Genomic DNA, 24,966 nt, shown 5'->3' on the forward strand with positions numbered 1-24,966 from the left:
TTAGTAGATACAGATTTACACAATTCACTGTTCGAGTCTCTACAACTTTACTATAGTCCGTTCATGAAAAAAGTTTCTTTCTTCACATTGGCCTTTCTTATATTGACGGCAATCTCTCTCCTTGCGGTCGCGGTGTATGTACTCGACCTCGACAGACAAATCTCGACTCACTTCGAAGGGAGGCGTTGGGAGCTCCCGGCTCGGATTTATGCCCGGCCCCTTGAGCTGTATATCGGGAAAACACTCACACTCGATGAGTTGACAAAAGAACTTCTCCAATTGCACTACAGCCAGATAGAGAGTCCTGAAAAACCTGGTGAATACAGTGTTCGAGGTAACAGAGTTATATTCTACAGCCGCAATTCCCCTTTTCCTGATGCCCTGCGTCCTGCTATGGCAGTTGAGCTTGCGATCCAGGATAAAACCATTACTCACCTTGCAGACCACAACACTCAAGAACCAATCACCCTGTTCCAGTTAGAACCGGTACAGTATGCTTCCATATATCCGACTCATAACGAAGACCGATTGTTGATTAACCTGGCAGATGTGCCGGAGTTACTTATCAGGACTCTGCTCCTGGTGGAAGACAAAAGTTTTTATAACCATTGGGGTATCCGGCCTACGGCAATCATCAGGGCCGCTCTTGCTAACATCAAGGCTGGCAAGACCGTGCAGGGCGGCAGCACACTGACCCAGCAACTGGTAAAAAACATCTTTCTCAGCAGTGAACAAACCCTGCCCCGAAAGATCAACGAGGCTGTCATGGCCCTGCTGCTTGAATACCATTACAGCAAGGATGAGATCATGGAAGCCTATCTCAACGAGGTCTATCTTGGCCAGGACGGGAAACGTGCTATTCATGGCTTTGCCATGGCAAGCAGATTCTATTACGGTCGGGATCTCGCGGAGTTGGAACCGGCACAGATTGCCTTGCTGGTTGGAATCGTCAAGGGAGCGTCCTACTATAACCCCAGACGACACCCTGAGCGGGCAACAGCACGGCGTAATCAGGTTCTCGACATCCTGGCGTCTGCGAAAGGAATCGTCCCGGAAAAAACCGAGCAACTAAAGAACAGTCCTCTCACCGTTACCCAGAAAATCCCCTCCGGTATCACCCCCTATCCGGCGTTTTTGCAGTTGGTACGCAAACAGTTGAAGAGGGATTACAAAGACGCAGACCTGCGCAGTGAAGGCTTGTCGATCTTCACAACCCTGGATCCAATCATCCAACAACAGGCAGAAAAGAGCCTTACCGGTGAGCTTGCTACCATTGAAAAAAACAGAGGAGACAAGCCCCCGAAAACGCTTCAGGGATCCCTGGTCATTGCCTCGGTAGATCAGGGCGAGGTAGTCGCTGTTGTCGGTAGCCGCACTCCAGGACAGGCCGGGTTTAACCGGGCACTGGATATGAAACGGCCCATCGGCTCGATTATTAAGCCGGCGGTTTACCTGACCGCCCTGACCCGACCCGAGTCATATAACCTGCTGACCACCCTGTATGACACCCCACTCAAGGTGCCGATGAGTGGAAAAGACTGGCAACCAGAAAACTATGACAAAACGTTTCATGGGCCGTTGCCCCTGATACAGGCATTGGCACATTCGTATAACGTGGCCACCGTCCAGCTAGGGATGGACCTGGGCCTTGACGCCGTTATCGACACAATACATGGGCTCGGCATAGAAGAAGATATCACCGCCTATCCGTCACTGTTGCTGGGAGCCATCGAACTGCCACCCATTGATGTCCTGCAGGTGTACCAGACCATTGCTGCTGGTGGCTACAAAACCCCACTGCGCTCCATCCTGGCCGTTACCGACCAGACGAACACCACCCTGCAACGCTATCCGCTAACAGTGCAGCAGGCTGCAGATCCGGGTGCAGTCTTCTGCCTGACAACGGCCCTGCAGGCAGCCACGACCACGGGTACTGCCAAATCCATACAACACCTCCTGCCGGAAGGCCTGACGGTGGCCGGGAAAACAGGAACTACAGATAACTTGCGTGACTCCTGGTTTGCCGGCTTCAGCGGTCAACACGTTGCAGTGGCCTGGGTGGGACGCGATGACAATACGTCGACCGGTCTCACCGGAGCAACTGGTGCACTGAAGATATGGGCAGCAACCATGGCCGGAATCAGTACCAGTCCGCTGCAACCACAACCACCCGAGACTATTGACTGGTATTATTCAGACATTTCTGCCGGCACAATACTCAATCCAAAATGCGGCAAAGACCAGGGACCAGCGCTGCCCTTTATTCGAGGTGGTGTGCTGCCCGAAGCCAGCTCCTGCAAACAGGAGCAACATGACAACAGCTTTGAACAAAAGCTGCAAAGAGGAATAAACAACATCCTTGATTTCTTGCACTGATAGATTTAATAATCGAAGGAGTATTCATCCTGAAACGAGGATTTTTGAAATCTGTGGAGAAGCGACTGGATAACTGGACGTAATCATAAAGACCTATGGGGTAACACCATGAAAATAACTCTCAAACTATTATCCCTTTTCCTGTTCAGTATCTTACTCTTCCAGGGCTGTGCCACCTCCCCCCCGCCACCAATTCATTATCCCTCACCTCCCCCCAAACAGACCGACACTGTTTCCGCGAATTTCAGTCGCCAGGCAACAACACAGGTCAGACAGGGCAGACTTGATATTGCTGCAGCAACGCTGGAGCGGGGCCTGCGCATAGCACCCAAAGATGCCATGCTCTGGTCACAGCTGGCAGAGGTCAAACTGCAGCAAAACCAGTACCAGCAAGCCAGATCTCTGGCTGAAAAATCCAACTCCCTGGCAGGTGGCTATCCGGGGATTATGGAGAAAAACAAACAAATAATTAAAGAGGCTTTGATACAAGCCGGTACCGATTAACACCTTGTCTGCCCAGTACTGGTGTTTAGAAAGTTCACTCCCCACCAGAAGAGTTTGGGCTGGATTTATGCTTTTTTGTATTTTCAGGAATTGTATACTTGACCAGGTACTTATCCAATAAAATCGAAAAACATTAAGGAACCCCAAAAATGCGAATTATTACTTTTATCTTTTTTGTTTTGTTTGCTTTTCCTGCCTTCTCAGCTGAAAATAAAACAGAACTTTCGTCTGGACAAACGCTTTATGTAGCTATTTATTCAAATGTTTTTATTGGACCGAAAGAGCACCCCTTCAATCTAGCTGCAATGCTCAGCATAAGAAATACAGATTTATACAATCAACTCACTATCACCTCAGCAGAATACTTTGACAACAATGGCAAAATATTAAAGGAATACGCTAAAGAACCAATACTTCTTGCTCCTCTGGCGTCACATCACTTTTCAATAAAAGAAAGAGACGAATCTGGCGGCTTTGGCGCAAACTTCATCGTCAAATGGAAAGCAACGAAAAAAATAAATCCACCAATAATCGAAAGCGTAATGATCGGAACAGGATCAGGAATCTCTTTTGTGAGTCAAAGTAAGGTAATTGATGAAAACACTAAATAAAAAGCCACTTGACCTATATATGCACCAGACGCAGAGATACCATTTTTTGCTGACAAACACTGGGTACGCTAGCGATGCATAACCTTATATTTTGTTAGAAAAACAATGTAATGAAAAAAATTGATTATCGAAATCAGGCGTTAAAAATCCTACCGTGGATCTGTGGTAACTGTGGCCGTGATTTTTCAGGAAAAAAACTCAGAGAGTTGACGGTCCATCACAAAGATCATAATCATAAAAATAATCCCCCTGACGGAAGCAACTGGGAACTATTGTGTCTCTATTGTCATGACAACGAGCACTCCCGTATCTTGGATTCCGAATGGCTGCCAAGCCACAATTCTGACAACGACCGAAGCCCAGCTGCATACAATACTCCTTTTAAAAACCTCAATAAACTTGTATCTGACAAGAAAAACAACGAACCAGAATAGCAAAGGCAGGAAACGCAACACGGCCCCGAAACTGCATTGGGTCGGTTATCTCGACTTTACAGATACTTGGTACTACAAGGAGCCAATTTCACCACTTAGTTATGTGTGCTTGACTTATTTCCCACTATTGATAGAGTAATTCATTCTTGGAAGTCTTCAGCGGTAGAGAGTTGGACATAAAAACGCAACAAAGGCCTCGCTCCTTAACCAAAAAGCACTGTAAAGAAAAACCAAATGAGAACAATTAATATAGCAACTTTTTTCATGGCTATTCTATTGCTGAGTGTCAACGCATCTGCCCAACCTTCAGGAGAGGAGAGGCAGGGGAATTCGTAATTCATAATCAATCAGAAAAAATCGTAGTCGGATTTTATACCAATGATGGGAATGGATGGAGCTCGAACTGGCTTTCAGAAGAGCTTGCCCCGGACCAAGCCGCTACGGCTGAATTTGCAGATGACATGGGAGCTTGTGACCAGATACTGCAAGTGGGATGGCTTGGTGAGGATGGCAGTGAAATTCTTGACGATCCAATCAGTATAGATATTTGCAAAACGTCTAATGTTTATGTTTCAGACAATGAAATATACTATGACTGACAGATAAGAGATTGAAGGCCATCTCACTCTCGCGGCCTGCCTGGAGCGAACATCGGGGATAATTCATTGTTTTTTTTTAAGTTCTATAGAAACATAGCAGACAGAGATATCAAATACGATTAGACTGAGAAAAGCCAACCCGTCGTTAAAGACAGGAAGGAGAGCCACTGGCCTTCTGTTATATAGATAGCCGGGTTGCCTTAAATGAGGTGGCCCGGCTTTTTTTGTTCAGTTCATGGCTATAGTTGTGGACAGACTCTTATAATGGCATAATTGGATCCGACCACATAACTCATCAGCCAAGGAAACAAAAAAAATGCCTTTTGTTAATATCAAAATCACAAATGAAGATGTTACTCCTGAAAAGAAAGCTGAATTAATAAAAGGGGCAACTGAATTATTAAAAAATGTGCTTGGAAAAAATCCGGCAACCACAGTTGTTGTAATTGAAGAGATAGATACAGACAATTGGGGGATCGGTGGGGAAACTGTCACCCAAAGAAGAAAAAACGGAAAATGAAAACTGTTTTCATAACCAGAACTTCATATTCACCCCTGAAACAGCGCCACATCAAATCAGCTCAGTAGTAAGTTTTAAAGGAAACAAAACAATGAAAAAGTTATTTCTCGGAATATGTCTGACTGTATTGCTGTCAAGTTATGGTTGTGCGCCTCATGTCAACACTTTGTCAGTTGATGTATTAGCCAAGACTACCTCCAGTTGGAACGGCGGAACCTTACCTGTTTATTCAAAAGGTCAACCCGAAGTAACAATACTAAAAATAATAATACCTCCCAAAATGACCTTGCCTCTTCATCAACATCCAGTAATTAATGCGGGTGTATTGCTGAAAGGAGAGTTAACCGTTGTAACAACAGACAACAAAACGATACAGCTAGAAGCAGGTGATCCAATCGTAGAGGTAGTTAATACGTGGCATTACGGGAAAAATGAGGGTAATGAAGCAGCAGAAATAATAGTTTTTTATGCCGGAATCCAGAACAAACCAATAACCATTAAAAAATAGAATTCATGACATAAAAAGTCACTACACTGGATTTGTCACTCCTGTAGACCCAACCATTGCTAAATAACAATATTTGGGAAGGCAATAGAGCAAAAACAAGACTTATTCATTTAACTCTCAACATCGAGTATCAAACAGTGAAAATCATAAAGTCAGACGGTTCACTTGACGCTGAGACCATCTGTGGCACAACGGAGAGTATTGTGGGGATGCAAGTGTCCCATATCGTTCAACCTCAAAAAACGGAGATTAAAAATGAAATGGAAAACAAATGATGGGGGATGGAGCCCTTACCTCGCCGGGGCCCTCTTAGGTCTCTTGGCCATTGCTTCAGTCCTTGCAACAACACAATTCCTTGGTAAAACAAGCTACTTAGGAGCATCAACAACGTTCGTCCGTGCCGCCGGTATTTTAGAGCAGACAATTGCTACGGATCATGTGATCTCAAACGAGTATTTCACCAAAACAAAGGTTCGTGTTGACTGGCAGTTCATGCTAGTTGTTGGGATTGTCCTGGGTTCCCTTATTTCTTCCACTATGGATAAGAGTTTCCGGATTGAGAGCGTTCCTCCCACGTGGAAGAAACGATTTGGCCCCTCTATCGGAAAGCGTGCATTCGGTGCATTTGTAGGTGGAATTATCGCCATGATCGGAGCTCGTTTGGCTAGTGGCTGCCCAAGTGGACATGGTCTCAGCGGGATGATGCAATTGTCGGTTAGTTCGTTTGTGGCTTTAGGTATGTTTTTTAGCGTAGGTGTTTTGGTTGCTCATATGGTTTACAAAAGGAGAGCATCATGAACAGCAGTCAATGGTTGGGTCTAGTCACTGGTGTACTTTTTGGTTTTCTACTCCAAAAAGGTCGTGTTCTTCGTTTCGACAAACAAGTTGGAGCAATGCTGTTAAAGGATATGACGATATTCAAATTCATGCTGTCGGCAATTATGGTGGGAATGGTCGGGATACTCCTGCTCGCAAATTTTGAGGTCATTACTTTGAGCCACAAGCCAATGAACGTAGGTGCTGTGTTGATAGGAGGCGCCTTGTTCGGTGCCGGATGGGCAATCATGGGTTTTTGCCCCGGTACATCACTGGGTGCTTTGGGCGAAGGTCGCTGGCATGCGGTGTTTGCTATAATAGGCATGGTGGTCGGAGCAGCCTTGTATGCCGAGCTCTACCCTTTCTTTAAAGCAACCATTCTGGCGTGGAAAGATTTCGGAAAAATTGGAATACCGGAAACACTTGGTATTTCGCAATGGATAATCATTCCAGTATTTTGGGTAGGGACAATCACTTTATTCTTTTTATTTGAGAAGAAAAAATTGTAAATCGTGATGATCTTTGCAACATTGACTGGCTACGTGACTGCCCCGCTTAGTCAGTCTACCTAACCCGGCCTCCTCTTGGGCTGCAGTTCGAATTCGCCTCTGCAAAAGCTGATAGCCAAAATCGTGTCACGCCGACCCCGCCCGCCGAACATCATCTCGTGTGGTTTACCGACAGACTGTTCAGAAGGGTGGAGGCGTACTCCTCATCAAAATTCGTTGAAAAATCGGGGAATTTTCTATTTGTGGAAAGCCCACCCAATTTGACCTTAATCGTTGATGAGTTCTGGAAAACACAAGGATAAACAAATATGGATACAGCTTTACAGGTCTGGGGAGGTGGCTCATACCTCCTTAATAAAATTTTATTTGCCTTAGCAGAAGGGAAAAAACAAGATATAAAAAGAAAGTTAAAGCTATATGCCTGGGTTATATACATTGTTGGAGTCCCTGCGTGGGTGGTAATACTCCTTAGTGAGCAAAACTGGATAGCAGCTTCCATAGAAGCTGGCGGAGTGCCATCAATGTGTTTAGGCTTATATACAGTGTATCAGTATTCTAAAGCACCAGGTAGTATTCTTGACAAAGTTGCTTCATTCTTCACCTATGGTTCTATATTTTTAGGTGTTGGTTACAGCCTGGTTGATTATGGTGGAATAACATCATTTTCCCAGGTTTTAGAAATGGGAGTAATGCTGGGTTTTCTATTGGGAAGCTATCTATTAGCCAAAAACAATAGAATTGGTTGGTTGTTTTTTATGCTGATGAATGCGAGTATGGCTATTCTCATGCTCACTCAGCAAAAACCACTCCTGACGGCTCAACAAATTATATCGTTAGGTTTTGTAATCTACGGTTTCAGGGCATCAAGAAAAACAAATCCATTATAAAAAATTTATTCACCAGACGCTTAACCAGTATTTGACAAGAGATGAGCCAAAACCGTTCAACCAAACATTCAGTGTAAATAAATGAAAGACTTCATAAGCTCTTCAGCTTTATTGTTAATGCTACTCAATCCGTTTCTTGTTGTAGTCTACCTTATCGACGTAATGCAGAAAATGGAGGGGAGGATATTCCGTCACGTGCTGTTGCGCGCCGCCATGATTTCAAGTGTTGTTTTTTGTGTTTTTGCCATCCTCGGCGATGCTGTTTTTTCAGAAATTGTGCAAGTGGAGTTTGCTTCCTTTCAGATTTTTGGAGGCATTGTATTTCTGCTCATAGGTCTCCAATTTTTTTTTCGTGGTCCACAGGCAATAGAAATTTTAAGAGGAGAATCAGAGCATTTGGCAGGTGCTATTGCCATGCCTGTTTTAATAGGTCCAGGCACTATTAGCGTAAGTGTTATTATTGGAAAAAGGCTTGATCCACTTATGGCATGTATAAGCATATTGTCTGCTATCTGTATCTCTATCATCATCATACTTCTACTCAAATCTCTGCATGACATTGTGCGTACAAGCCATGAACGATTGATTCAACGATATATAGAAGTAGCAGGCCGAATCACAGCACTGTACGTCGGAACAGTATCAATCGAAATGATAATGCAAGGCGTTCGTACATGGGCAGGCAAGTTTTAATACCACCGCACCGAACCAGTGCGGTCACAAGACGTCAAGAAGTGTCACGTCGCTGACGAGACTGGTATGGAAGGGCCAGCTGACAAGCCCCTGCGGGTCACTATTAGAAAAGGAAGAATTCCCATCCCTAATCCATCGGAACAAGAGAAAACCCCCTGTTCTGATAGGCAATCATGGAAATGTACCCATTCTGGGTCACTTCTACTTCAGCCCGGAAATCCTCCGGGTTGATCCCCTGAAGGTCTGCTGCCATGAGACACTGTTCCATGTGGACACCTTCTTTGGCAAAGGTTTCAAGCCATTCATGTACTTCAGCCTTTGCCAGCTTTTCCTCTTCCTCAACATACCCGGTACCACTGGTGATAAACTGACTGGCTTTTCCGCGAAAAGCGATAACAACTTCAGGTTTAACGCCAGCTGCCTTGAGCTGTGAAAGTGTTTTGTCTATAAGTGAAAGACGAAGTACTAACTTTTGCGGATTACCAACGTTGACGTCAAAATAGATTTTTACAGTTTCAAGTCCTGCCAGAGATTGGCTTTGGGTATATTCCTTCCCCTGGGCGATTCCAAAAGAAAAAAACAGAAATGCAGAAATACATATCAGTAAAAGCGTTCGTGTAAACATGACATACCTCCGGTGTGAGAAATTATTTGGATTTTTGTGATAGGAGCACTCACGCTATTACAAGGACAATATACACGAATGCCACAATGTGCCACATTATTGTGATTACCACAACTAAAGAAATAACACCAGGAGTGGGAGGTTTGGGAATGCCTCATTTCTGGACAGACACTAGATAGCCACCTTTAATACCCGTTAAAGATGGATATTAAAGGCGGAGGATTGTTTACAAAAAAACGAGCTTAGAGCTTAGGGCTAACTCGACTGCTCAGTCATCAGAGACAAACAGGCAGTCAGGTTCTGGGGATACTGTCTGTCTCATACTGTGCTAACAATGAAGGGATAGAATGATTCTCTTAAACCTCTTTAATCCCCTCCAGCTTCCAGTCCTGCGTGCCAAGCGGCCTTGCCCAACTCCACTCTTCAGCAAATTTCACAGGTTCGGTATCACTGCCTGAAATCAGTTCACCGCTCTCATCATCCACGGTATAATCAAGAAGGTTGGCTGTGAAAAGAACGGTCACAAAATCCTCTCCACTTTCAGATCCGGCCGCCACAACTTCAACGTTGCGGATGGATATATTTTCCAGTTTATTAAGTTCTCCTTTAGATTCCATCTCAGCAAACTGCGCTTGGTATTCTGAGGCAAGCTGCTCACCTAAAAGGTGCCTGTACGAGCTAATATCACGTCGCATCCAGCCAGCCTGAACCTTAAAAAAAACGTCTGAAGCCACTTCTACAAAATAGTTCGCATCAAAATCGGGATCTGCAATGCGTATGATTTCCAGTCCCTCCTCCAGGCTCGCTTTTTCCGGTTCCTGGGAGGAAGGTGTAAAACCATGCTGAGTCGGAGAATCCTTGCTGTCAAAGTTACCTCCAAAGACATTGTCATTCTGAGGTGGTGCCTGATAGCCCGGAGGAGGACCATTGTAAGGACGTGCAGCAAACCTCCTGTACAGAAAGTAGCCAGCGACGCCAAGAAGGATCAGAGGAAGCATCCCCATCCCCGAGCCACCCATCCCAAACATGCTGCCCAGCAGCATGCCACCAAGTGCCCCACCAAGCAAACCACCCATCAAACCACGATTCACACCTGATTTTTGTTGTGTAGCTGGCTGCTGTTTTTTTGTTACTGGCGCACTCTGTCTTGGTGCAGAGCGAAAAGTTCGACCGCCCATACGGGAGCGCGCATCGGCGTACTCTGCCATGATGCCAGCCTCGACAAAACAGAGAGTGAAAAAGACGAGAAAAAAAGGAGTGAGATTCCTCATAACCATGAACATGTGTTGCCTCCGAAAAAATTCAAAGAAAAGATAATTACAATGTTTGTGTCATCTGACAGCAGTCTCAGCTTTGCCATCTTTGCTGCAAAGGCTAAGACAGAAAAAAACACTTAAGGACGGTCAAAACATTACACGAGACCATCAAATTATGATAGTGTATTCCGAATATGTAAAAACAATACCGACCTATCCCAATAGGTTTTACAAAATCATACTACAAGGAAAATAATGTTACGCGACTTATCATTAGCAGCGAAGTCTGCCTGCAGCAAAGAAGACCAGGAATCCTTAATCCCATTAATCATTTCTCTTAAAGAGCTGGGTGCACAGGCCAAAAAAAGAGGATTTCTCTCACTGGAAGATCAACTTGGAAGTATCACTGACAATTTCCTTAAAATAGGTCTGCAACTTATTATTGACCAGACAGAGCCCGAAGTTGTCAGCGATATTCTCGACTCCGACATCTACTATAACGAGTCAAATGGAAGGGAGCTCCTCAAAAAAATTATTATTCGAGAAGGGTTACTCCGTATTCAGGCAGGAGATACGTCCAGAAACATTTTTCTCTGCACCAGAATTTTTCTTGGCAAAATTGATAACAGCGCATTTGCTTAACCACTCTGCGCCCATCAAGTGCTCCTGATATTTCCACCGCTCGCCAAGGCCTGCGAACCTCCTGCAGGAATAACTCGTATTGCAGGTTTCCTTCGCGGAAACAAGCAACGGTGCAGACTCTGGGACGCAAACATCGAGGGACAACTCTATTTACTGGGCTTGCAACAGACCCCCATTGACACCTGGAGCAAAAGAGCCTGGAAGAACGTTCAACCCAACCTCCAAAACCTCCGCGACACGGCTCTTTATGAAAGCAACGACCGCTATCAGAGGGCTGTACGCGATCTGAACCGGGCAATCAGCCAGAGCTGCAATGTATCTGCTGTCAACATCAGCCTTGCAGACTATCAGGACAACCAGCTCTCCCCGCATCGGAGCCAGGATCTCCTCCTGGCTGCCGGAAATTTTCAAAACAGCATCTTCTTTCCCTTTTTTCAAGCACGCCTGAAAGATCTTTTTGCCGAAGCAGACCACCAGCACATCGGTATTTCTCTCAATTATCTCAGCCAGGCCCTTCCCGCCTTTTGTCTTGCCGGTTTGATCAGAGAGGAATATCCAGACATAACAATCATTGCCGGTGGTGGGTTGGTCACCTCCTGGTTAAGGAGTCCAGGCTGGAACAATCCATTTACAGAACTCTTTGATCATATGGTAGAAGGACAGGGTGAACTGCCATTATTGGAAATCTTATCCCCTGACACCCCCTCCAGACACCAGCCACCTGATTTTTCAGACCTTCCTCTCGCCCACTACCTCTCTCCCGGCCTGCTCTTACCCTACAGTGCATCCACTGGATGCTACTGGAACCGCTGTTCTTTCTGTCCTGAAAAAGCAGAAGGGAGCCCCTACGCAAAACTTTCCACAAAGCAGGTCATGGAGGACCTGAACTCTCTGGTCAGCAGACATAAACCACGCCTCATCCATCTCCTTGACAATGCCGTGGCCCCCTCCCTAATGAAGCAGATAATACAGGAACCTCCCGGAGCTGACTGGTACGGATTTGCCAGGGTTACTCCAGAGTTGGGGGATCTTAGCTTCTGCAAAAAACTCCAAAAATCAGGCTGTGTTCTTTTGAAACTCGGTATTGAATCCGGGTCCCAGGAAGTTCTTGATGCAATGGACAAGGGGATCGATCTGACAATGGTCGAAGACAGCCTGAGGGCCCTTCGTCTTGCAGGTATTGCAACCTATGTTTATCTACTCTTTGGAACGCCGACGGAATCCCATAGCGAAGCACGACAGACCCTCGACTTTACTCAACGCAATGCTGAGGCCATCACGTTCCTGAACCTGGCAGTCTTTAATCTACCCCATAACAGTAGAGAATCCAGCACACTGCAGCTCCGGGAATTTTCCAGTGGAGATTTGGGGCTCTATTCCGATTTCTACCATCCCAGAGGATGGGATCGGAAAGCTGTGCGGAATTTTCTCTGCAATGAATTCAGAACGGATCCGACAGTCCGCACCATACTGCAGCGGGATCCGCCATTTTTCACATCCAACCACGCTCCACTCATTCTACAGAGTGACGCACGATACAGGGAAGGCAATAAATGAAAAGACAGACAGTGGTGGTTATTGGTGGAGGTGCTGCAGGACTTATGGCAGCTGGCCAGGCAGCAATTGCAGGTGCACGGGTAATTCTTCTGGAAAAAATGAAACGGCCGGGACGCAAAATATGTATCAGCGGCAAGGGGCGCTGCAACATCACAAACAGTGCTCCCGTCGCCGATTTCATCGAACACTTTGGCAAAAACGGCCGTTTTCTGAGACAAGCATTCTCCCGTTTTTTTTCCACCGAACTTATCACTTTCTTTGAGGAAAACGGCCTTCCGGTGAGCCTTGAACGTGGCGGAAGATACTTCCCCACAAGCGGCAATGCTCCTGATATATTGAAAATATTCCTTACCTGGCTCACTCAGTTGAACGTTGAAATTCGAGACAGTTGTCCTGCAAAGGATATCCTCGTCACAGACGGTAAGGTTAGTGGAGTTACCACGTGCCGGGGCAACATTGACTGCGACAGTGTTATTATAGCCACAGGAGGAGCATCCTATCCTGCAACCGGTTCCACCGGAGACGGTTACACCCTTGCAAAAAAAATGGGCCACACAATTGTTCCTATTCGACCGGCTCTGGTTCCTCTTGAAGTACAGAATGGCATCCATCCCGCCCTTGCCGGACTTGAACTGAGAAATATCGGTGTCCAGCTCCTGATCAATGGAAAAAAGAAACAGCAACTCTTTGGGGAACTCCATTTTATAAAAACCGGAGTGAGTGGCCCGACAATCCTGACACTCAGTGGTGATGCCGTGGATGCACTGCAAAAGGCGGATAAAGTCCATCTGGCGATAGACTTAAAGGCAGCATTAAGCGAACAAAAGCTCGATGCCCGCTTAATTCGTGATTTCCAGAAACGGACAAAAGAACACTTTGGAGATGTTTTACGCGGCCTCCTCCCGGCTCAACTGGTACCCTTATGTCTGGAACAGACGAACATTCCCGCCAATAGACTGGCTGGCGAGATTTCTAAAAAAGAGCGAAAAACATTGTTACACTGGCTGAAGGATTTACGCCTGGAAGTAAGTGGTCACCGCTCCTTTAAAGAAGCGATAGTTACTGCGGGTGGTGTAATGCTCAAAGAGGTGAACCCAAGAACCATGGAATCAGAAATTATACCTGGTTTGTATCTGGCGGGAGAGGTTCTCGATCTGAATGGCAACACTGGAGGCTATAACCTGCAGGCTGCCTTTTCCACAGGCTGGCTGGCAGGACGTTCAGCAGGAGATGTCCAAAGCACATAGACGGACCCACAGGGGACCAGCCTTGAGTCCGTCTATGAAATAATAGCCACTATGCAATCGCAACAAGTTCCAGATCAAAGGTGAGATCTTTGCCTGAAAGGGGAGGGTTGGCATCGAGCACAATGAAGTCATCGGTCAGATCAATCACCTCAACGGCCATCAGTTCACCAGCCGCTCCACCCACCTGAAGCTTTTGGCCAATTTCAGGTTTTAAATCTGGTGGTATCTGATCTTTTGGTACCTGCATTACCAGCTCCGCATTATGTTTTCCATAGGCATCATCCATTGGAATTTTAACGGTTTTCCTGGAACCAACTTCCATTCCGACAAGAGCTGCATCAAATCCCGGAATCACCGTTCCTGAGCCAAGAACCACATCCAATGGTTTCTTGCCCTCGGATGAGTCGAAAATTGTACCGTCATCAAGATATCCCTTATAGTTCACCTGAACTTTGTCACCTTTTTTTGCCTGTGTCATAAAAATCCTCTTTTTGTTTAAGTTATTCTATATGTGATGAATTTGTATTTTTTCAAAGGAAAGCACCCTAGCATATCCCGCTTAAAAATGATAGAAGGTATCTGGAACTTGTCTGATTATGGATTGACAGATATCAGAAACAGATCGGTCATTACAATCAATAATAAGATCGGCATTTTGGGTGTAGAGGGGTTGACGTTCTGCAAAAACTTCAGCAAAAGTCTGATCGGCTGTTTTAACAAAGGCACGACTGCTGAAATCTCCAACCCGCTGTTTCAACGTTGCGAGTCCGACGTCGAGCAGGATCAGCAGACTGCTCCTTCGCAGGTGACTGATACCGGCCTGGCCATAAATTGCACTGCCACCCGTTGCAATAACATACTTTCTAAAATCCATAGAAAGCATGGTCTGCTCTTCCAACCTGCGGAAATTCTGAACACCAAGATCGTTCAGTACTTCCTGCAATGGCAAACCCCTGTCTTTTTCGATAAGGGTATCTACGTCGACAAAGGCAAGACCAAGGAGATCAGCAAGTTTTCTGCCGACGGTACTTTTTCCGGCTCCAGCCATGCCGATCAGAACAATATTTGTTTTTTTACTATTTTCCATAACCAAAATTCTAATAATCTCATCGTACGTCTCTATTATGTTACGCATTGCCGACAATGTAAGTATTCCTGAACAAGAAATCGAGCTAAAATTTATCCGCGCCCAGGGAGCAGGGGGGCAGAACGTCAACAAAGTCGCCTCTGCCGTACATATGCGCTTTGATATTGCAGCATCTTCCCTTCCGGAAAGAGTAAAAGACAGACTCCTGGCCATGCGGGATCAGCGAATAAGCAAAGAAGGTATCCTTGTGCTTAAGGCGCAGCAGTACCGAAGTCAGGAAAAGAATAAAGAAGATGCTCTGCAACGCCTGAAGGAAATAATCTTTCGTGCCATGATGCAGTCAAAAAAACGTCGCCCTACCCGACCCGGAAAGGCAGCAAAAAAACGACGACTCGAAGGAAAAAAACAACGTGGACAACTCAAAGCTGCACGAAAAAAAGTTCACTACTGACCTATGCGTTTCTTTGCACCAAAGAATATTTACAACTACCGCAAAAAAGGGTACAGCTCCCAGTAATAAGCAATCAAGTTGGCATTACAATAAAAAAAATGAGGTTCAATCATGTTTAAGACCAATGAGTATTTCGACGGAAAAGTAAAATCAATCGCCTTTACCAGTGAAGACGGCCCTGCAACCATAGGAGTCATGGCTGTTGGTGAATACGAATTCGGAACAGGATCCGTTGAGATTATGTCTGTTGTATCCGGAAGTATGGATATCAAACTGCCTGAAACCGACACATGGCAAACATTTACAGCAGGAGAAAGCTTCGAGGTCGCAAAAGACGTCAAATTTGGGGTTCGCATAACGCAGGAAACCAGTTATATCTGCCTCTACAAGTAATTCCTGACAAAAAGTGCAAGAGCGAAGAAAAAAAGCCTTGCGTCACTTTTGTTATCTTGTTAAACAACCACCTCCTGCTGCTAAAGACATCACTTAATCACCGCCTACCACAGGAGGGAATAACGTCTTCAATGGTTTTATTCCCTCCTGTTTTACATATATTCGTATCCTGGCCTGCTCTTCTTTTTTTGATTTGCAGGCCTTTTTATGTAATTCACGCACTGGCCTCCTCACATAGATGCTTACTCACAGTTTTATCCATCTGCCTGGGATTGGCGTTACAACTGAAGAAAAGCTTTGGCAGGCAGGAATACACCGCTGGTCACACTGGTCGGATGCGCCTCCCCTGCGACTTCCGAACAGTTCCCTCCCACAACTTTCCAGTTTATTAGAACGCTCCCTTGTAGAACTCAAAAACGGGCCTGATTTTTTCAGCAGACGATTACCCGCCAACCAGCAGTGGCGCCTCCTCTCCCACTTTCGGGATCGTATAGCATACCTCGATATTGAAACCACAGGCCTTGGCCCTAACGCTGAAATCACCACCATCGCCCTGTATGATGGACTTCAAGTGTACTGTTATGTAAACGGCAGGAATCTGGAAGATTTTGAGAAGGACATCTGGAAGTATGAAATACTGGTCACCTACAATGGCAAGGGCTTTGACATCCCGGTGCTCGAACGCTGGTTTCATACCAGGCTCACCCATTCCCATATAGACCTGCGCTATATCCTTGCAAAACTTGGTTTTAAAGGGGGACTTAAGGGCTGTGAAAAACAACTTGGAATAGAGAGGGGTGGCCTCGATGGAATCGATGGCTACTTTGCCGTGCTTCTCTGGCAGGACTATATCGATAACAACAACGAAAAGGCGCTGGAAACACTTCTCGCTTACAACATTGAAGACACCGTAAACCTGGAGCGTCTTCTTATTGAAGCCCACAACAGGAATGTTCAGGACATGCCCTTTGGAAACGACCTCCTGATGGAACTGCCCGAAACACCTGCAGTCCTTTACCAGCCAGACTTCAACACGGTAGAGCGGATCAGAAACAGCTTATAATTCACAAGCCAGCTCACAAGAGAACACAATCAAAGAATAATCTCCGCGCGTTCCGTGGCGAAAAACACCTCAGTATCACCGTATTTCTTAGGCTCACAATAGGTTTTTGCCATATTTTCAATCTGTGCATCTGTACGATCCGGGTCATGATGAAAAAGGGCAAGTTTTTTCACCCCGGCCCGATTTGCTGCAGCAATGGCCCACTCAAAAGTCGAATGCCCCCAGTTGACTCTGGTCTTATATTCCTCAGCAGTATATTGAGAATCATGCACCAGCAAATCCGCTCCTTTGAAAAACTCTTCTACAGCCTGGTTCTGCTCCCGGGCAACCTCTTCACCTTCATAGGCCATCGCCTCATCATATTCCGGATGCTCTGGATCGGTTATAAACAGATTCCGATAGGGTTCATGGTCGTAACAGGTACAGAAGATTTTGCCCTGGTACTCGAAGCGGTAGCCAAGAGCAGTGATGGGATGGTTTAAAAATTTAGTGGTCAAAAGCAGGCCATTTCCCAAATCCATATCCGGTTCTTCACGCAGGCGTTTGTATTCAATGTCAGAGGCAAGTTCACCAACATTAATCGGGAAATAACGGTATTTCATCTGTCCACCCACGACATCTTTTAATGGATCATCTTCATAGGTCACGGGCCCATGCACCGTCATCCGGGTACCGGGAATATAAATTGGAGTAAAATAGGGAAAACCCATGATGTGATCCCAGTGAGTATGGGAAAGATACATGGCAATCTTTAACGGACCAGCGGGGAGATCGTTCTTAACCAGAGCATTACCAAGCTCCCTAATCCCGGAACCCGCATCAATAATAATAATTTCCTCTCTGTCATCTACCCGCAATTCTATACACGCGCCATTGCCTCCATATTTCATGGTTTGTGGGCCGGGACAGGGAATAGAACCCCTGACACCCCAGAATTTCACTTTCATCATGCTGTTTTCTGTGCTCCCTAACTTTGCAGAAAAACCTGCGCTTTCTCAATCTCCTCTTCAACACCGAGGGCCACTTCTCCAAACATATCCCATGTCAATCCAGTTATTTTCAGCATCTTATCAGCACCGTCTTCTGCCGGAAAAGGATCCCCCGCATAACCCAGATCAAGGATATTTGCATACATGTTGGCAAGCCCAACATAGGCGGCACGTACCCTGTGTTCTTCAGGTGCTTCCTCCACGTCATGATGAAAAGCTATCGAGCAGGTCATGGCCTCGTTCAGCTTCCATTTTTCGGCTATCATTCGTCCAACTTCCTGGTGATCGACTCCCAGCATATCACGTTCTACTGTTATAAGCGGAAGGCACTCCTTCTTCACTCTATTCAGAACATCGATATATTCATCACCAAATGGAATTTTTCCTAGATCATGAAGAAGTCCGGCTACAAAATACTCTTCACACTCCATCACTGGAACACCATTGGCCTTGGCCAGCAACTTGGCACACACTCCCGTGGCGATGGAATGGGCCCAGAATTTCTTGGTTGGAAGAGACTGTGACTTTTTGGCACCGGACACCGAGCGAATAATAGCAGTACTTAACGCCATATTCTTAACCGTATTCATCCCAAGCATGGTGATGGCGCGAGTAAGCGAAGTTACCTTGTTCACAAGAGAGTAATATGCAGAGTTAATAAGCTTCAGAACCTGACCGGTAAGAACCGGATCAAGTGAAATCACCCTATTCAACTCATTTGGAGAGGCATCGGTACGACTGCAGATCTCCATCACCTTCCCCACTGTGGTGGAAAGGCTTGGCATTCGTTCGATAAATCTGGTTATGGCTTTTCTATTGGCTGCGCCATCTTCTTGCATCATTCAATCCGCCTAAAATCCATTATAAATATCAATTACATAATAAAAAAAAAGACAACATTACCATGTATTCTATAGCAAGCAGAAAAGGAGGTCAAGGAAAGAGGTGAATGGAACAAAAGCTCAAGATTTAATATATCCTGTTGCCCGAAAAGATGCAGATATGGTAGGCAGATGGTATGGAACGATTTTCAAGAACACGCTGCTTCCTTGGCAATAAAAAATTCAGCGCTCTGCAAAAGGCAACAGTTGCCATTGTAGGTGTCGGTGCAGTGGGAGGCTATGCTGCTGAAGGACTGGCGAGAGCCGGTGTTGGCCATCTGCGACTGGTTGATTTTGACACTATCCAGCCATCCAACATTAACAGGCAGATACTGGCCCTTGAAAGCAGTATCGGAAGACCAAAGGTGGATGTCGCCAGAGAGCGGATCGCCCTTATCAATCCAGATTGCCGGGTGGAAGCTTTAAGGCTTTTTGCCGCAGAGGAAACGCTTGACGAAATACTGTCACCAGCGCCGGATATCCTGATAGATGCCATAGACTCCCTTAACCCCAAAGTTCAGCTTCTGGCTGGTGCCCACAGGCGAAAGATCACCACATTCTCTTCCATGGGTGCAGCCCTGCGAACAGATCCTTTGAAAATCAAGGTTGGGGACATCATGACATCGAATCACTGCCCGCTGGCCAAGCATGTTCGCAATCGCCTGCGACGTCAAGGAGTGGGAGGGGGTATATACTGTATCTATTCCACAGAACGGGTGAATTTCACTTACCAGGGACCTGAGAAAACCACACAGCCAGCGTCTGCCTATGAGGACAGAGGAAGAACACGCAACGTACTGGGATCATTGCCAACAATCACAGGAATTTTTGGACTGATACTGGCGAATGAAGTTATTCTTCACCTGACAAAAGAGATCTAAAAAGAACCTGATTACCATCGAAACTCAGCTTTGCAACCCAGAGTTGTTCCGTGTCGATTATATGGGACGCCATAAACCCATCCCTGGGGGCTCAGCTGCGGCCGTCCAGGCCGCAGATGCCCATATAATCAACACGAAACAACTCCTCCTTAAACGGGTAAGCTGAGGATTAGTGGTAATCAGGAAAAAGAACCAACTTACCAGAACAGCCAGTTTCCGGTCACAACAACATAGACACCCAGGCCGAAATTTGTGACGCCATGGGCAATCACCACACCCCTTAACTTTTTTTGACGAAGCAGCAATGCTCCATACAGCAATCCTGCTAAAATTCCTGCGACAATCCTATGGTGCTCCAGACCAAACAAAATTGCCACCCCGAGAAACGACAGCCAGGTAAACGTCCCCAAAGCAACGGAACGAAAATCAACATCAACAAGATAGCGCATCAGAAATGACCGCCAGAACAACTCTTCCATAACTGGTACAACAATGGATGCACCGATAAGACGTATAGCAATCAAGCCGATTGCCAGCCCCTTAGATTCTGCCATGACATAGGGATTAAAACCTGTTCCGGAATCCAACTGATAAAAGAGTCCTTCCGGAACTATCCATAAAACCAGTACAAGCAAGCCACAAAGAATCGCGACGACAAACTCACCAGGCGTTAAAACGGTAGCAAAGTCATCTGCATATACATGGCGCCACAACCAGAGCGTCCCACCAACAAGCACAGTTTTGGTGACATAGAGATAAGGTACCAGTGCAGGAAAATAACGCGCTGGTTCTGTTAGAAGCATAAAGAGAGCAAAGGGGACAACGTAGGGCAGCCAGGGTTTTCTAATAAAACCAGCCATCGACTTTTTTGGCACGCCTGCCTCCTGCCATTGAATTGAAAGGACTCTCTTCAGCACTCATGCTTGACCAGGAAATCAAGCACCATCTCTTCCATAATTTCGAGCTGCTCACGTCCTGTCTCGTTGGTGATGATCCAGGAGCACCGCTGATAGGCTCGATAGAGATGTTCAGGGATTTTAATTTTTAATTCAACCAGCCCATCGTCCCTTGCAATCAGTTTTTTTTCAGCCATCTCTACATATGACTCTTGTGGAAGCTTACAGCCTGATCATATGTCATACCACTACCACCAAAGATATCCAGGGCACTCCCTACGGTGGCATGTAATCGATTTCGACCAAGTTCAGCAATCAAGTCCATATCACTCATATCTTTTATTCCTCCGGCATAGGTGGTGGGAATAGGACTCCAGTCAGCCAGTCTCTTCACAAGTTCCGCCTCAATGCCATTGCATTGCCCTTCAACGTCAGCGGCATGGACCAGAAATTCATCACAGAGGGATGCAAACTGATCCAGTGTTTCCGGGCTGATAATGACATCGGTAAAATTTTGCCAGCGGTCCGTTACAATATAGTAGTCATCCCCTTTCCGACGACAACTCAGATCAAGAACCAAATTTTCCTTCCCCACGGATGTCACGAGTTTATGCAGCCGATTACTGTCAATTCGCCCTTTAGAAAAGACATAGGACGTTACGATAACATGTGAAGCCCCTCTTTCGAGCCACTCCCTTCCATTCTCAGCCGTTATCCCACCACCAATCTGCATTCCACCCGGCCAGGCAGCAAGTGCTTCGGCCGCCGCCTCATCATTTCCCGGCCCAAGCTTGATAATATGCCCGCCCGTGAGATTGTCGCGACGGTATAACTCCGAATACCAGGACGAAGGATGAGTGGCTGTAAAATTTGTCTGGAGGCCCGCAGGGTCATCATCACTCAAAGTTGAGCCGACTATCTGTTTTACTTTACCATTATGAAGGTCGATACATGGTCTGAATTGCATGGTGAACGGGTACAGGGAGATCAGGTTTACGGTTATAAATAAAAAGGCGGGTATCTCCAATTGGAAATACCCGCCTTACAACTTCAGAAAGAAAGTGCTGACTATCTTTTTCTGACTACGCCTTTTTAATCAGCATGGTTGCGGGATCAAGACTCAAAGACTTCCCAGCATCAACGGAACATGCTTCAGAACACTTCAACGTTTTCAGTCTGATTTCATCCTTCTCGGGAGATATCAGGAGAACTGTATCGAAAATATCGTCCACCTCATGACATGGTGCAGGAACACCATTGGCACTGACGCGATTATCGTCACGATGACTGACAGCAGAAAACCAGATCATTTTCAGATCATTTTGTTTCATAAAGCTCTTCAATTCACCTAAGGCAGCAGCACTGCCAGCTCCAGCAAAATCAAAGCCATCAATAACCAGACAATCAGCCTTGAAGATTCCCTGCTGAGAAAGGTCTTCCATGCGCTCCTCAAGAGTTGCAACACTGAAACTGTTCTCCTTGAATGTCATAATCATTCGATTCTGCATTACTTCGTCAACAATCTGCTGGTAACTCCCAATGCTCTTGTCCTGATGATTCATCAGAGAAAGAATATCGTCATACCAGGTTTTGGTTTTTTCCAAACCTTCACCGATGGCGACATGGAGAACTTTGTTTTCCCGGAGCATGGAATCCATAGCAATCTGTACCAGAATTGCTGTTTTCCCGAGACCGGCACGCGCCATAACCAGGCCAACGCGACGGCCATCATTACCATCTTCTTTTTCAAGGCCTAAAGCCCGTAACGGATTGTTTGATACCAGGTCTTCTTTTCCCATGGCAATACCTCTTATATAGTCATTTGCGGCAGCCATTCAGGCTAGCCTTGACAGACAGCAATACTGTCCGAAACAAAAATCATTGTACCTTATTCAGAACGGAAAACTCTATTTTTCTTTTTTCTCGTCCTGATATTTCTTCACAAGCTCTTCGCTGACACTCTTCGGAACAGGCTTAAAACTTGCGAACTCCATGGTAAACTCAGCCTTGCCCTGAGTCAGGGAACGCAGTGCTGTGGAATAACCAAACATTTCCGAAAGAGGAACTTCCGCTTCAACCACAGTATAGTTGCCTTCTTCCGTAGTACCGATAATCATACCACGACGCTGATTTATACTTCCCATAACAGATCCCTGAAATTCAGAAGGCCCCTCAACAGCCACCTTCATAATGGGTTCCATAATTTTAGGTTTGGCTTTTGCATATCCTTCTCTGAAGGCACCAGCTGCAGCCAGCTGAAAAGCCACATCGGAGGAGTCAACGGCGTGAAAAGAGCCGTCATTAATAACACAGCGCACTCCGGTAACCGGTGAACCACAGAGAGTTCCCTTTGCCAGACTCTTTGCGAAACCTTTATCACAGGATGAAATAAACTCGCGCGGAATTGCTCCACCGACGATTTTATCCTCAAATTCATACTCACCCTCTTCCAGAGGCTCCATATAGCCGGCAACCCGACCAAACTGACCGGAACCACCAGTCTGTTTTTTGTGGGTGTAGTTAAATTCTGCACGGGCAGAAATGGTCTCGCGATAAGCAACCTGAGGAGCACCAACTTCAACTTCTGCATTGTACTCCCGTTTCATACGCTCGACATAGACTTCAAGGTGCAACTCACCCATTCCAGAAATAATAGTCTCATTGGTCTCATGATCAACGAAGGTCTTGAAGGTCGGATCTTCTTTAGTAAAACGGTTAAGAGCCTTGGACATATTGATCTGAGCTTTATTGTCAACGGGGAGAATGGCGAGTGAAATAACAGGTTCAGGGATATGCATGGAACTCATGGAACAAGTGATCTTACCATCGGTAAACGTATCACCGGAGGCACAATCAACACCAAACAGAGCCACAATGTCACCAGAACCACAGGAGTCAATATCCTCCATGTCGTCGGAATGCATACGAACCAGACGCCCGACTTTTACCTTTTTACCGGTACGAACATTATAAATCGTATCACCCTTGGTCAGTCTGCCCTGATAGGTACGAACATAAGTGAGCTGACCATAACGTCCATCCTCCAGTTTGAAAGCCAGCATAACAAGAGGATCGTCATCATTATTTGACACCGGAAACTCTTCTTCATTTTTATCAAGATCAAGTCCAATATTCTCAACATCGGTGGGACAGGGAAGATAGTACTCAACGGCATCCAGAAGTGGTTGAACAGCCTTGTTTTTATATGCCGAACCAATAAAAACAGGTGAAAATTCAAGGGCAAGTGTTCCCGCCCGAACAGCAGCCTTAACCATGTCAGATGTAATCTCAGTTTCCTCCAGCATGGCCTCCATCAGATCATCGGAAAACATGGAAACAGCATCAAGCAGTTCCTCACGTTTTGCATCTGCTGCATCCTGAAGTTCGGCTGGAATTTCTTCTTCACGAATAATTTCACCATTATCCCCATCGAAATAGAGTGCCTTCATGGTGACCAGATCAACCACACCTGCGAGGTCATTTTCAAGGCCAATGGGAAGCTGCAGCATGTGTGCATTCAAGCCCAGTTTATCCTGAAGCTGTCGGGTTACCCGCTCGGGATTGGCACCGGTACGATCACACTTGTTGATAAAGGAGATACGAGGGACATTGTAGCGATCCATCTGCCTGTTTACGGTAATGGACTGAGACTGCACACCACCAACAGAGCAGAGAATAAGCACAGCACCATCGAGTACACGAAGGGCGCGCTCGACTTCCACAGTAAAGTCAACATGACCGGGAGTATCAATGATATTGATATTGTTTCCCTTCCAGTTACAATAAGTAGCTGCAGACTGGATGGTAATTCCACGCTCTCTCTCAAGTTCCATGGAATCCATTTTTGCACCAACACCGTCTTTTCCACGAACATCATGGATGGCATGGATCCTGTCCGTATAAAACAGGATGCGCTCGGTCAAGGTTGTTTTCCCCGAATCAATATGGGCACTGATCCCTATGTTTCGCACGTTGCTTAAATCTACACTCATGTCTGCTACCCTCTACCAGATTCTTCCTGCCGGGAAACCCGGCTCAGCTCGCCTGGGACGAACTTAATATGAAATAAAAAAATAAGGAGCCACAGTTTTCTGCAACTCCTTACTCAACAATTTAAACAGACCAAAAATACTTTTTCTGCCAGATTCACTAAAATATCCGGGAGATTAAGCACTTCAAATCCCCCCTCAAGACCATTCATGGCAAGAAAAAACTCCCAATGATACCCTATTTGCCATTTCAAGGGAAGTTTTTTTTTCCCTATCCCCAAGGCAACCCTTTTCAACACGCGCTCTGCCCCTATTTCTTGACTTTTCAACCCATTCTCTCATAACCTTACAATAGCAAACAAGAAATCCCGTTTACCAAGAGAAGAAAAGTGGCCTTTATGCAAGACATCATGACTATCTGTAATTACTGTGGCTGCGGCTGCGGCGTGTATCTTCGTGTCGAAGAGGGCCTTGTTGTGGGTTCTCACCCCAGCAGAAGTCACCCCATCAGTCGTGGTAATCTCTGTTCCAAGGGATGGCACCTTCATGAAT

At 45.9% G+C, this 24,966-nt stretch carries 29 protein-coding genes and 1 pseudogene; 18 read left to right on the top strand and 12 right to left on the bottom strand.

All coding sequences use genetic code 11. The features are described 5' to 3' along the window. Positions 1–63: 63 nt before the first annotated feature. The 10 genes from mrcB to UWK_RS01425 all read left to right on the top strand — a co-directional run bounded on the left by mrcB (position 64) and on the right by UWK_RS01425 (position 8,457). The gene (mrcB, locus tag UWK_RS01370; protein ID WP_153304789.1) at positions 64–2,376 is read left to right on the top strand and encodes a penicillin-binding protein 1B; all 2,313 of its coding nucleotides are present in this window, start codon (positions 64–66) and stop codon (positions 2,374–2,376) included. 108 nt (positions 2,377–2,484) lie between these two features. Beyond that, positions 2,485–2,880, top strand: coding sequence for a tetratricopeptide repeat protein (locus tag UWK_RS01375; protein WP_015402556.1), 396 nt, complete (start codon positions 2,485–2,487; stop codon positions 2,878–2,880). Between the two features lie 149 nt (positions 2,881–3,029). Beyond that, positions 3,030–3,491 carry a DUF3124 domain-containing protein gene (locus UWK_RS01380; protein ID WP_015402557.1) on the top strand — a complete coding sequence of 154 codons (462 nt, stop codon included), beginning with the start codon at positions 3,030–3,032 and terminating at the stop codon, positions 3,489–3,491. Between the two features lie 110 nt (positions 3,492–3,601). After that, positions 3,602–3,925, top strand: a complete 324-nt coding sequence (locus UWK_RS01385) for a YajD family HNH nuclease (protein ID WP_041916261.1) — start codon at positions 3,602–3,604, stop codon at positions 3,923–3,925. 915 nt (positions 3,926–4,840) lie between these two features. After that, positions 4,841–5,044, top strand: coding sequence for a 2-hydroxymuconate tautomerase family protein (locus tag UWK_RS01395; protein WP_015402559.1), 204 nt, complete (start codon positions 4,841–4,843; stop codon positions 5,042–5,044). Between the two features lie 91 nt (positions 5,045–5,135). Then, positions 5,136–5,552: a cupin domain-containing protein gene (locus tag UWK_RS01400; protein WP_015402560.1), complete on the top strand. Its 417-nt coding sequence runs from the start codon at positions 5,136–5,138 to the stop codon at positions 5,550–5,552. Positions 5,553–5,774: 222 nt separating this feature from the next. Beyond that, complete coding sequence (locus UWK_RS01410) at positions 5,775–6,350, top strand: YeeE/YedE thiosulfate transporter family protein (RefSeq protein WP_322740794.1); 576 nt, start codon at positions 5,775–5,777, stop codon at positions 6,348–6,350. After that, positions 6,347–6,877: a YeeE/YedE thiosulfate transporter family protein gene (locus UWK_RS01415; protein ID WP_015402562.1), complete on the top strand. Its 531-nt coding sequence runs from the start codon at positions 6,347–6,349 to the stop codon at positions 6,875–6,877. The genes UWK_RS01410 and UWK_RS01415 overlap by 4 nt, the downstream gene beginning before the upstream one ends. Before the next feature lie 308 nt (positions 6,878–7,185). Continuing rightward, complete coding sequence (locus UWK_RS01420) at positions 7,186–7,764, top strand: hypothetical protein (RefSeq protein WP_015402563.1); 579 nt, start codon at positions 7,186–7,188, stop codon at positions 7,762–7,764. Positions 7,765–7,845: 81 nt separating this feature from the next. Continuing rightward, positions 7,846–8,457 carry a MarC family protein gene (locus UWK_RS01425; RefSeq protein ID WP_041916263.1) on the top strand — a complete coding sequence of 204 codons (612 nt, stop codon included), beginning with the start codon at positions 7,846–7,848 and terminating at the stop codon, positions 8,455–8,457. A gap of 127 nt (positions 8,458–8,584) precedes the next feature. On the opposite strand, the gene UWK_RS01430 is transcribed toward UWK_RS01425, so the two are convergent. Both UWK_RS01430 and UWK_RS01435 read right to left on the bottom strand, forming a co-directional pair. Further along, positions 8,585–9,082, bottom strand: coding sequence for a DsrE family protein (locus UWK_RS01430; protein ID WP_015402565.1), 498 nt, complete (start codon positions 9,080–9,082; stop codon positions 8,585–8,587). A gap of 356 nt (positions 9,083–9,438) precedes the next feature. Next, positions 9,439–10,365, bottom strand: coding sequence for a Tim44 domain-containing protein (locus UWK_RS01435; RefSeq protein ID WP_015402566.1), 927 nt, complete (start codon positions 10,363–10,365; stop codon positions 9,439–9,441). 228 nt (positions 10,366–10,593) lie between these two features. Here UWK_RS01435 and UWK_RS01440 point away from each other — a divergent pair, with 228 nt between their 5' ends. From UWK_RS01440 to UWK_RS01450, 3 genes are read left to right on the top strand one after another with little or no spacing between them, the layout of a single operon-like run. Next, positions 10,594–10,980, top strand: coding sequence for a MotA/TolQ/ExbB proton channel family protein (locus UWK_RS01440; protein ID WP_015402567.1), 387 nt, complete (start codon positions 10,594–10,596; stop codon positions 10,978–10,980). A gap of 18 nt (positions 10,981–10,998) precedes the next feature. Further along, on the top strand, positions 10,999–12,537 hold the full coding sequence (locus UWK_RS01445) for a B12-binding domain-containing radical SAM protein (RefSeq protein ID WP_015402568.1): 1,539 nt from the start codon (positions 10,999–11,001) through the stop codon (positions 12,535–12,537). Beyond that, entirely contained in the window at positions 12,534–13,784 is a 1,251-nt protein-coding gene (locus tag UWK_RS01450) for a BaiN/RdsA family NAD(P)/FAD-dependent oxidoreductase (RefSeq protein ID WP_015402569.1), read from the top strand. Before UWK_RS01445 ends, UWK_RS01450 begins: the two co-directional genes overlap by 4 nt. Before the next feature lie 49 nt (positions 13,785–13,833). Here the strand turns inward: UWK_RS01450 and UWK_RS01455 are convergent, their stop codons facing one another. Then, on the bottom strand, positions 13,834–14,262 hold the full coding sequence (locus UWK_RS01455; RefSeq protein ID WP_015402570.1) for an FKBP-type peptidyl-prolyl cis-trans isomerase: 429 nt from the start codon (positions 14,260–14,262) through the stop codon (positions 13,834–13,836). 81 nt (positions 14,263–14,343) lie between these two features. Further along, a complete protein-coding gene (locus UWK_RS01460; protein ID WP_015402571.1) occupies positions 14,344–14,871 on the bottom strand; it encodes a shikimate kinase in 528 nt (175 codons plus the stop codon). A gap of 37 nt (positions 14,872–14,908) precedes the next feature. Between UWK_RS01460 and arfB the strand changes: the two genes are divergently transcribed. The 3 genes from arfB to UWK_RS01475 all read left to right on the top strand — a co-directional run bounded on the left by arfB (position 14,909) and on the right by UWK_RS01475 (position 16,778). After that, a complete protein-coding gene (arfB, locus tag UWK_RS01465) occupies positions 14,909–15,322 on the top strand; it encodes an alternative ribosome rescue aminoacyl-tRNA hydrolase ArfB (RefSeq protein ID WP_015402572.1) in 414 nt (137 codons plus the stop codon). A 111-nt stretch (positions 15,323–15,433) separates the two neighbouring features. Beyond that, positions 15,434–15,715: a pyrimidine/purine nucleoside phosphorylase gene (gene ppnP, locus UWK_RS01470; protein ID WP_015402573.1), complete on the top strand. Its 282-nt coding sequence runs from the start codon at positions 15,434–15,436 to the stop codon at positions 15,713–15,715. Positions 15,716–15,953: 238 nt separating this feature from the next. Next, positions 15,954–16,778, top strand: a complete 825-nt coding sequence (locus tag UWK_RS01475) for a ribonuclease H-like domain-containing protein (protein WP_015402574.1) — start codon at positions 15,954–15,956, stop codon at positions 16,776–16,778. Between the two features lie 29 nt (positions 16,779–16,807). Here the strand turns inward: UWK_RS01475 and UWK_RS01480 are convergent, their stop codons facing one another. Next, the gene (locus UWK_RS01480; protein ID WP_015402575.1) at positions 16,808–17,728 is read right to left on the bottom strand and encodes an MBL fold metallo-hydrolase; all 921 of its coding nucleotides are present in this window, start codon (positions 17,726–17,728) and stop codon (positions 16,808–16,810) included. Positions 17,729–17,745: 17 nt separating this feature from the next. Further along, positions 17,746–18,609, bottom strand: coding sequence for an HDOD domain-containing protein (locus UWK_RS01485; RefSeq protein ID WP_015402576.1), 864 nt, complete (start codon positions 18,607–18,609; stop codon positions 17,746–17,748). A gap of 176 nt (positions 18,610–18,785) precedes the next feature. Here UWK_RS01485 and UWK_RS01490 point away from each other — a divergent pair, with 176 nt between their 5' ends. Then, positions 18,786–19,529 carry a tRNA threonylcarbamoyladenosine dehydratase gene (locus tag UWK_RS01490; RefSeq protein ID WP_015402577.1) on the top strand — a complete coding sequence of 248 codons (744 nt, stop codon included), beginning with the start codon at positions 18,786–18,788 and terminating at the stop codon, positions 19,527–19,529. Positions 19,530–19,726: 197 nt separating this feature from the next. Here UWK_RS01490 and UWK_RS01495 read toward each other — a convergent pair whose 3' ends face one another. The 6 genes from UWK_RS01495 to UWK_RS01520 all read right to left on the bottom strand — a co-directional run bounded on the left by UWK_RS01495 (position 19,727) and on the right by UWK_RS01520 (position 24,743). Further along, positions 19,727–20,404 carry a CAAX prenyl protease-related protein gene (locus tag UWK_RS01495; RefSeq protein WP_015402578.1) on the bottom strand — a complete coding sequence of 226 codons (678 nt, stop codon included), beginning with the start codon at positions 20,402–20,404 and terminating at the stop codon, positions 19,727–19,729. 35 nt (positions 20,405–20,439) lie between these two features. Then, a complete protein-coding gene (locus UWK_RS01500) occupies positions 20,440–20,622 on the bottom strand; it encodes a hypothetical protein (RefSeq protein ID WP_015402579.1) in 183 nt (60 codons plus the stop codon). A 2-nt stretch (positions 20,623–20,624) separates the two neighbouring features. Continuing rightward, positions 20,625–21,392, bottom strand: a complete 768-nt coding sequence (gene hisA / locus UWK_RS01505) for a phosphoribosylformimino-5-aminoimidazole carboxamide ribotide isomerase (protein ID WP_015402580.1) — start codon at positions 21,390–21,392, stop codon at positions 20,625–20,627. A 115-nt stretch (positions 21,393–21,507) separates the two neighbouring features. Beyond that, positions 21,508–22,224: a hypothetical protein gene (locus tag UWK_RS01510; RefSeq protein ID WP_041916533.1), complete on the bottom strand. Its 717-nt coding sequence runs from the start codon at positions 22,222–22,224 to the stop codon at positions 21,508–21,510. 108 nt (positions 22,225–22,332) lie between these two features. Beyond that, positions 22,333–24,417, bottom strand: a complete 2,085-nt coding sequence (gene fusA / locus UWK_RS01515; protein WP_015402582.1) for an elongation factor G — start codon at positions 24,415–24,417, stop codon at positions 22,333–22,335. Between the two features lie 113 nt (positions 24,418–24,530). Next, entirely contained in the window at positions 24,531–24,743 is a 213-nt protein-coding gene (locus UWK_RS01520) for a hypothetical protein (protein WP_153304790.1), read from the bottom strand. An 81-nt stretch (positions 24,744–24,824) separates the two neighbouring features. On the opposite strand from UWK_RS01520, the pseudogene UWK_RS20080 reads away from it, so the two are divergent. Beyond that, a pseudogene (locus tag UWK_RS20080) lies at positions 24,825–24,965 on the top strand (hypothetical protein); the annotation flags it as partial. Between the last annotated feature and the right edge of the window lies 1 nt (position 24,966).

Source organism: Desulfocapsa sulfexigens DSM 10523 (genome assembly GCF_000341395.1).
In the GTDB taxonomy this organism is placed as follows: Bacteria; Desulfobacterota; Desulfobulbia; order Desulfobulbales; family Desulfocapsaceae; genus Desulfocapsa; species Desulfocapsa sulfexigens.

What these genes read in the sequence shown, in the direction of transcription:
- mrcB (WP_153304789.1), top strand. Translation starts at nt 64, where the DNA reads ATGAAAAAAGTTTCTTTCTTCACATTGGCCTTTCTTATATTGACGGCA.
- UWK_RS01375 (WP_015402556.1), top strand. Translation starts at nt 2,485, where the DNA reads ATGAAAATAACTCTCAAACTATTATCCCTTTTCCTGTTCAGTATCTTA.
- UWK_RS01380 (WP_015402557.1), top strand. Translation starts at nt 3,030, where the DNA reads ATGCGAATTATTACTTTTATCTTTTTTGTTTTGTTTGCTTTTCCTGCC.
- UWK_RS01385 (WP_041916261.1), top strand. Translation starts at nt 3,602, where the DNA reads ATGAAAAAAATTGATTATCGAAATCAGGCGTTAAAAATCCTACCGTGG.
- UWK_RS01395 (WP_015402559.1), top strand. Translation starts at nt 4,841, where the DNA reads ATGCCTTTTGTTAATATCAAAATCACAAATGAAGATGTTACTCCTGAA.
- UWK_RS01400 (WP_015402560.1), top strand. Translation starts at nt 5,136, where the DNA reads ATGAAAAAGTTATTTCTCGGAATATGTCTGACTGTATTGCTGTCAAGT.
- UWK_RS01415 (WP_015402562.1), top strand. Translation starts at nt 6,347, where the DNA reads ATGAACAGCAGTCAATGGTTGGGTCTAGTCACTGGTGTACTTTTTGGT.
- UWK_RS01420 (WP_015402563.1), top strand. Translation starts at nt 7,186, where the DNA reads ATGGATACAGCTTTACAGGTCTGGGGAGGTGGCTCATACCTCCTTAAT.
- UWK_RS01425 (WP_041916263.1), top strand. Translation starts at nt 7,846, where the DNA reads ATGAAAGACTTCATAAGCTCTTCAGCTTTATTGTTAATGCTACTCAAT.
- UWK_RS01430 (WP_015402565.1), bottom strand. Translation starts at nt 9,082, where the DNA reads ATGTTTACACGAACGCTTTTACTGATATGTATTTCTGCATTTCTGTTT.
- UWK_RS01435 (WP_015402566.1), bottom strand. Translation starts at nt 10,365, where the DNA reads ATGTTCATGGTTATGAGGAATCTCACTCCTTTTTTTCTCGTCTTTTTC.
- UWK_RS01440 (WP_015402567.1), top strand. Translation starts at nt 10,594, where the DNA reads ATGTTACGCGACTTATCATTAGCAGCGAAGTCTGCCTGCAGCAAAGAA.
- UWK_RS01450 (WP_015402569.1), top strand. Translation starts at nt 12,534, where the DNA reads ATGAAAAGACAGACAGTGGTGGTTATTGGTGGAGGTGCTGCAGGACTT.
- UWK_RS01455 (WP_015402570.1), bottom strand. Translation starts at nt 14,262, where the DNA reads ATGACACAGGCAAAAAAAGGTGACAAAGTTCAGGTGAACTATAAGGGA.
- UWK_RS01460 (WP_015402571.1), bottom strand. Translation starts at nt 14,871, where the DNA reads ATGGAAAATAGTAAAAAAACAAATATTGTTCTGATCGGCATGGCTGGA.
- arfB (WP_015402572.1), top strand. Translation starts at nt 14,909, where the DNA reads ATGTTACGCATTGCCGACAATGTAAGTATTCCTGAACAAGAAATCGAG.
- ppnP (WP_015402573.1), top strand. Translation starts at nt 15,434, where the DNA reads ATGTTTAAGACCAATGAGTATTTCGACGGAAAAGTAAAATCAATCGCC.
- UWK_RS01475 (WP_015402574.1), top strand. Translation starts at nt 15,954, where the DNA reads ATGCTTACTCACAGTTTTATCCATCTGCCTGGGATTGGCGTTACAACT.
- UWK_RS01480 (WP_015402575.1), bottom strand. Translation starts at nt 17,728, where the DNA reads ATGATGAAAGTGAAATTCTGGGGTGTCAGGGGTTCTATTCCCTGTCCC.
- UWK_RS01485 (WP_015402576.1), bottom strand. Translation starts at nt 18,609, where the DNA reads ATGATGCAAGAAGATGGCGCAGCCAATAGAAAAGCCATAACCAGATTT.
- UWK_RS01490 (WP_015402577.1), top strand. Translation starts at nt 18,786, where the DNA reads ATGGAACGATTTTCAAGAACACGCTGCTTCCTTGGCAATAAAAAATTC.
- UWK_RS01500 (WP_015402579.1), bottom strand. Translation starts at nt 20,622, where the DNA reads ATGGCTGAAAAAAAACTGATTGCAAGGGACGATGGGCTGGTTGAATTA.
- hisA (WP_015402580.1), bottom strand. Translation starts at nt 21,392, where the DNA reads ATGCAATTCAGACCATGTATCGACCTTCATAATGGTAAAGTAAAACAG.
- UWK_RS01510 (WP_041916533.1), bottom strand. Translation starts at nt 22,224, where the DNA reads ATGGGAAAAGAAGACCTGGTATCAAACAATCCGTTACGGGCTTTAGGC.
- fusA (WP_015402582.1), bottom strand. Translation starts at nt 24,417, where the DNA reads ATGAGTGTAGATTTAAGCAACGTGCGAAACATAGGGATCAGTGCCCAT.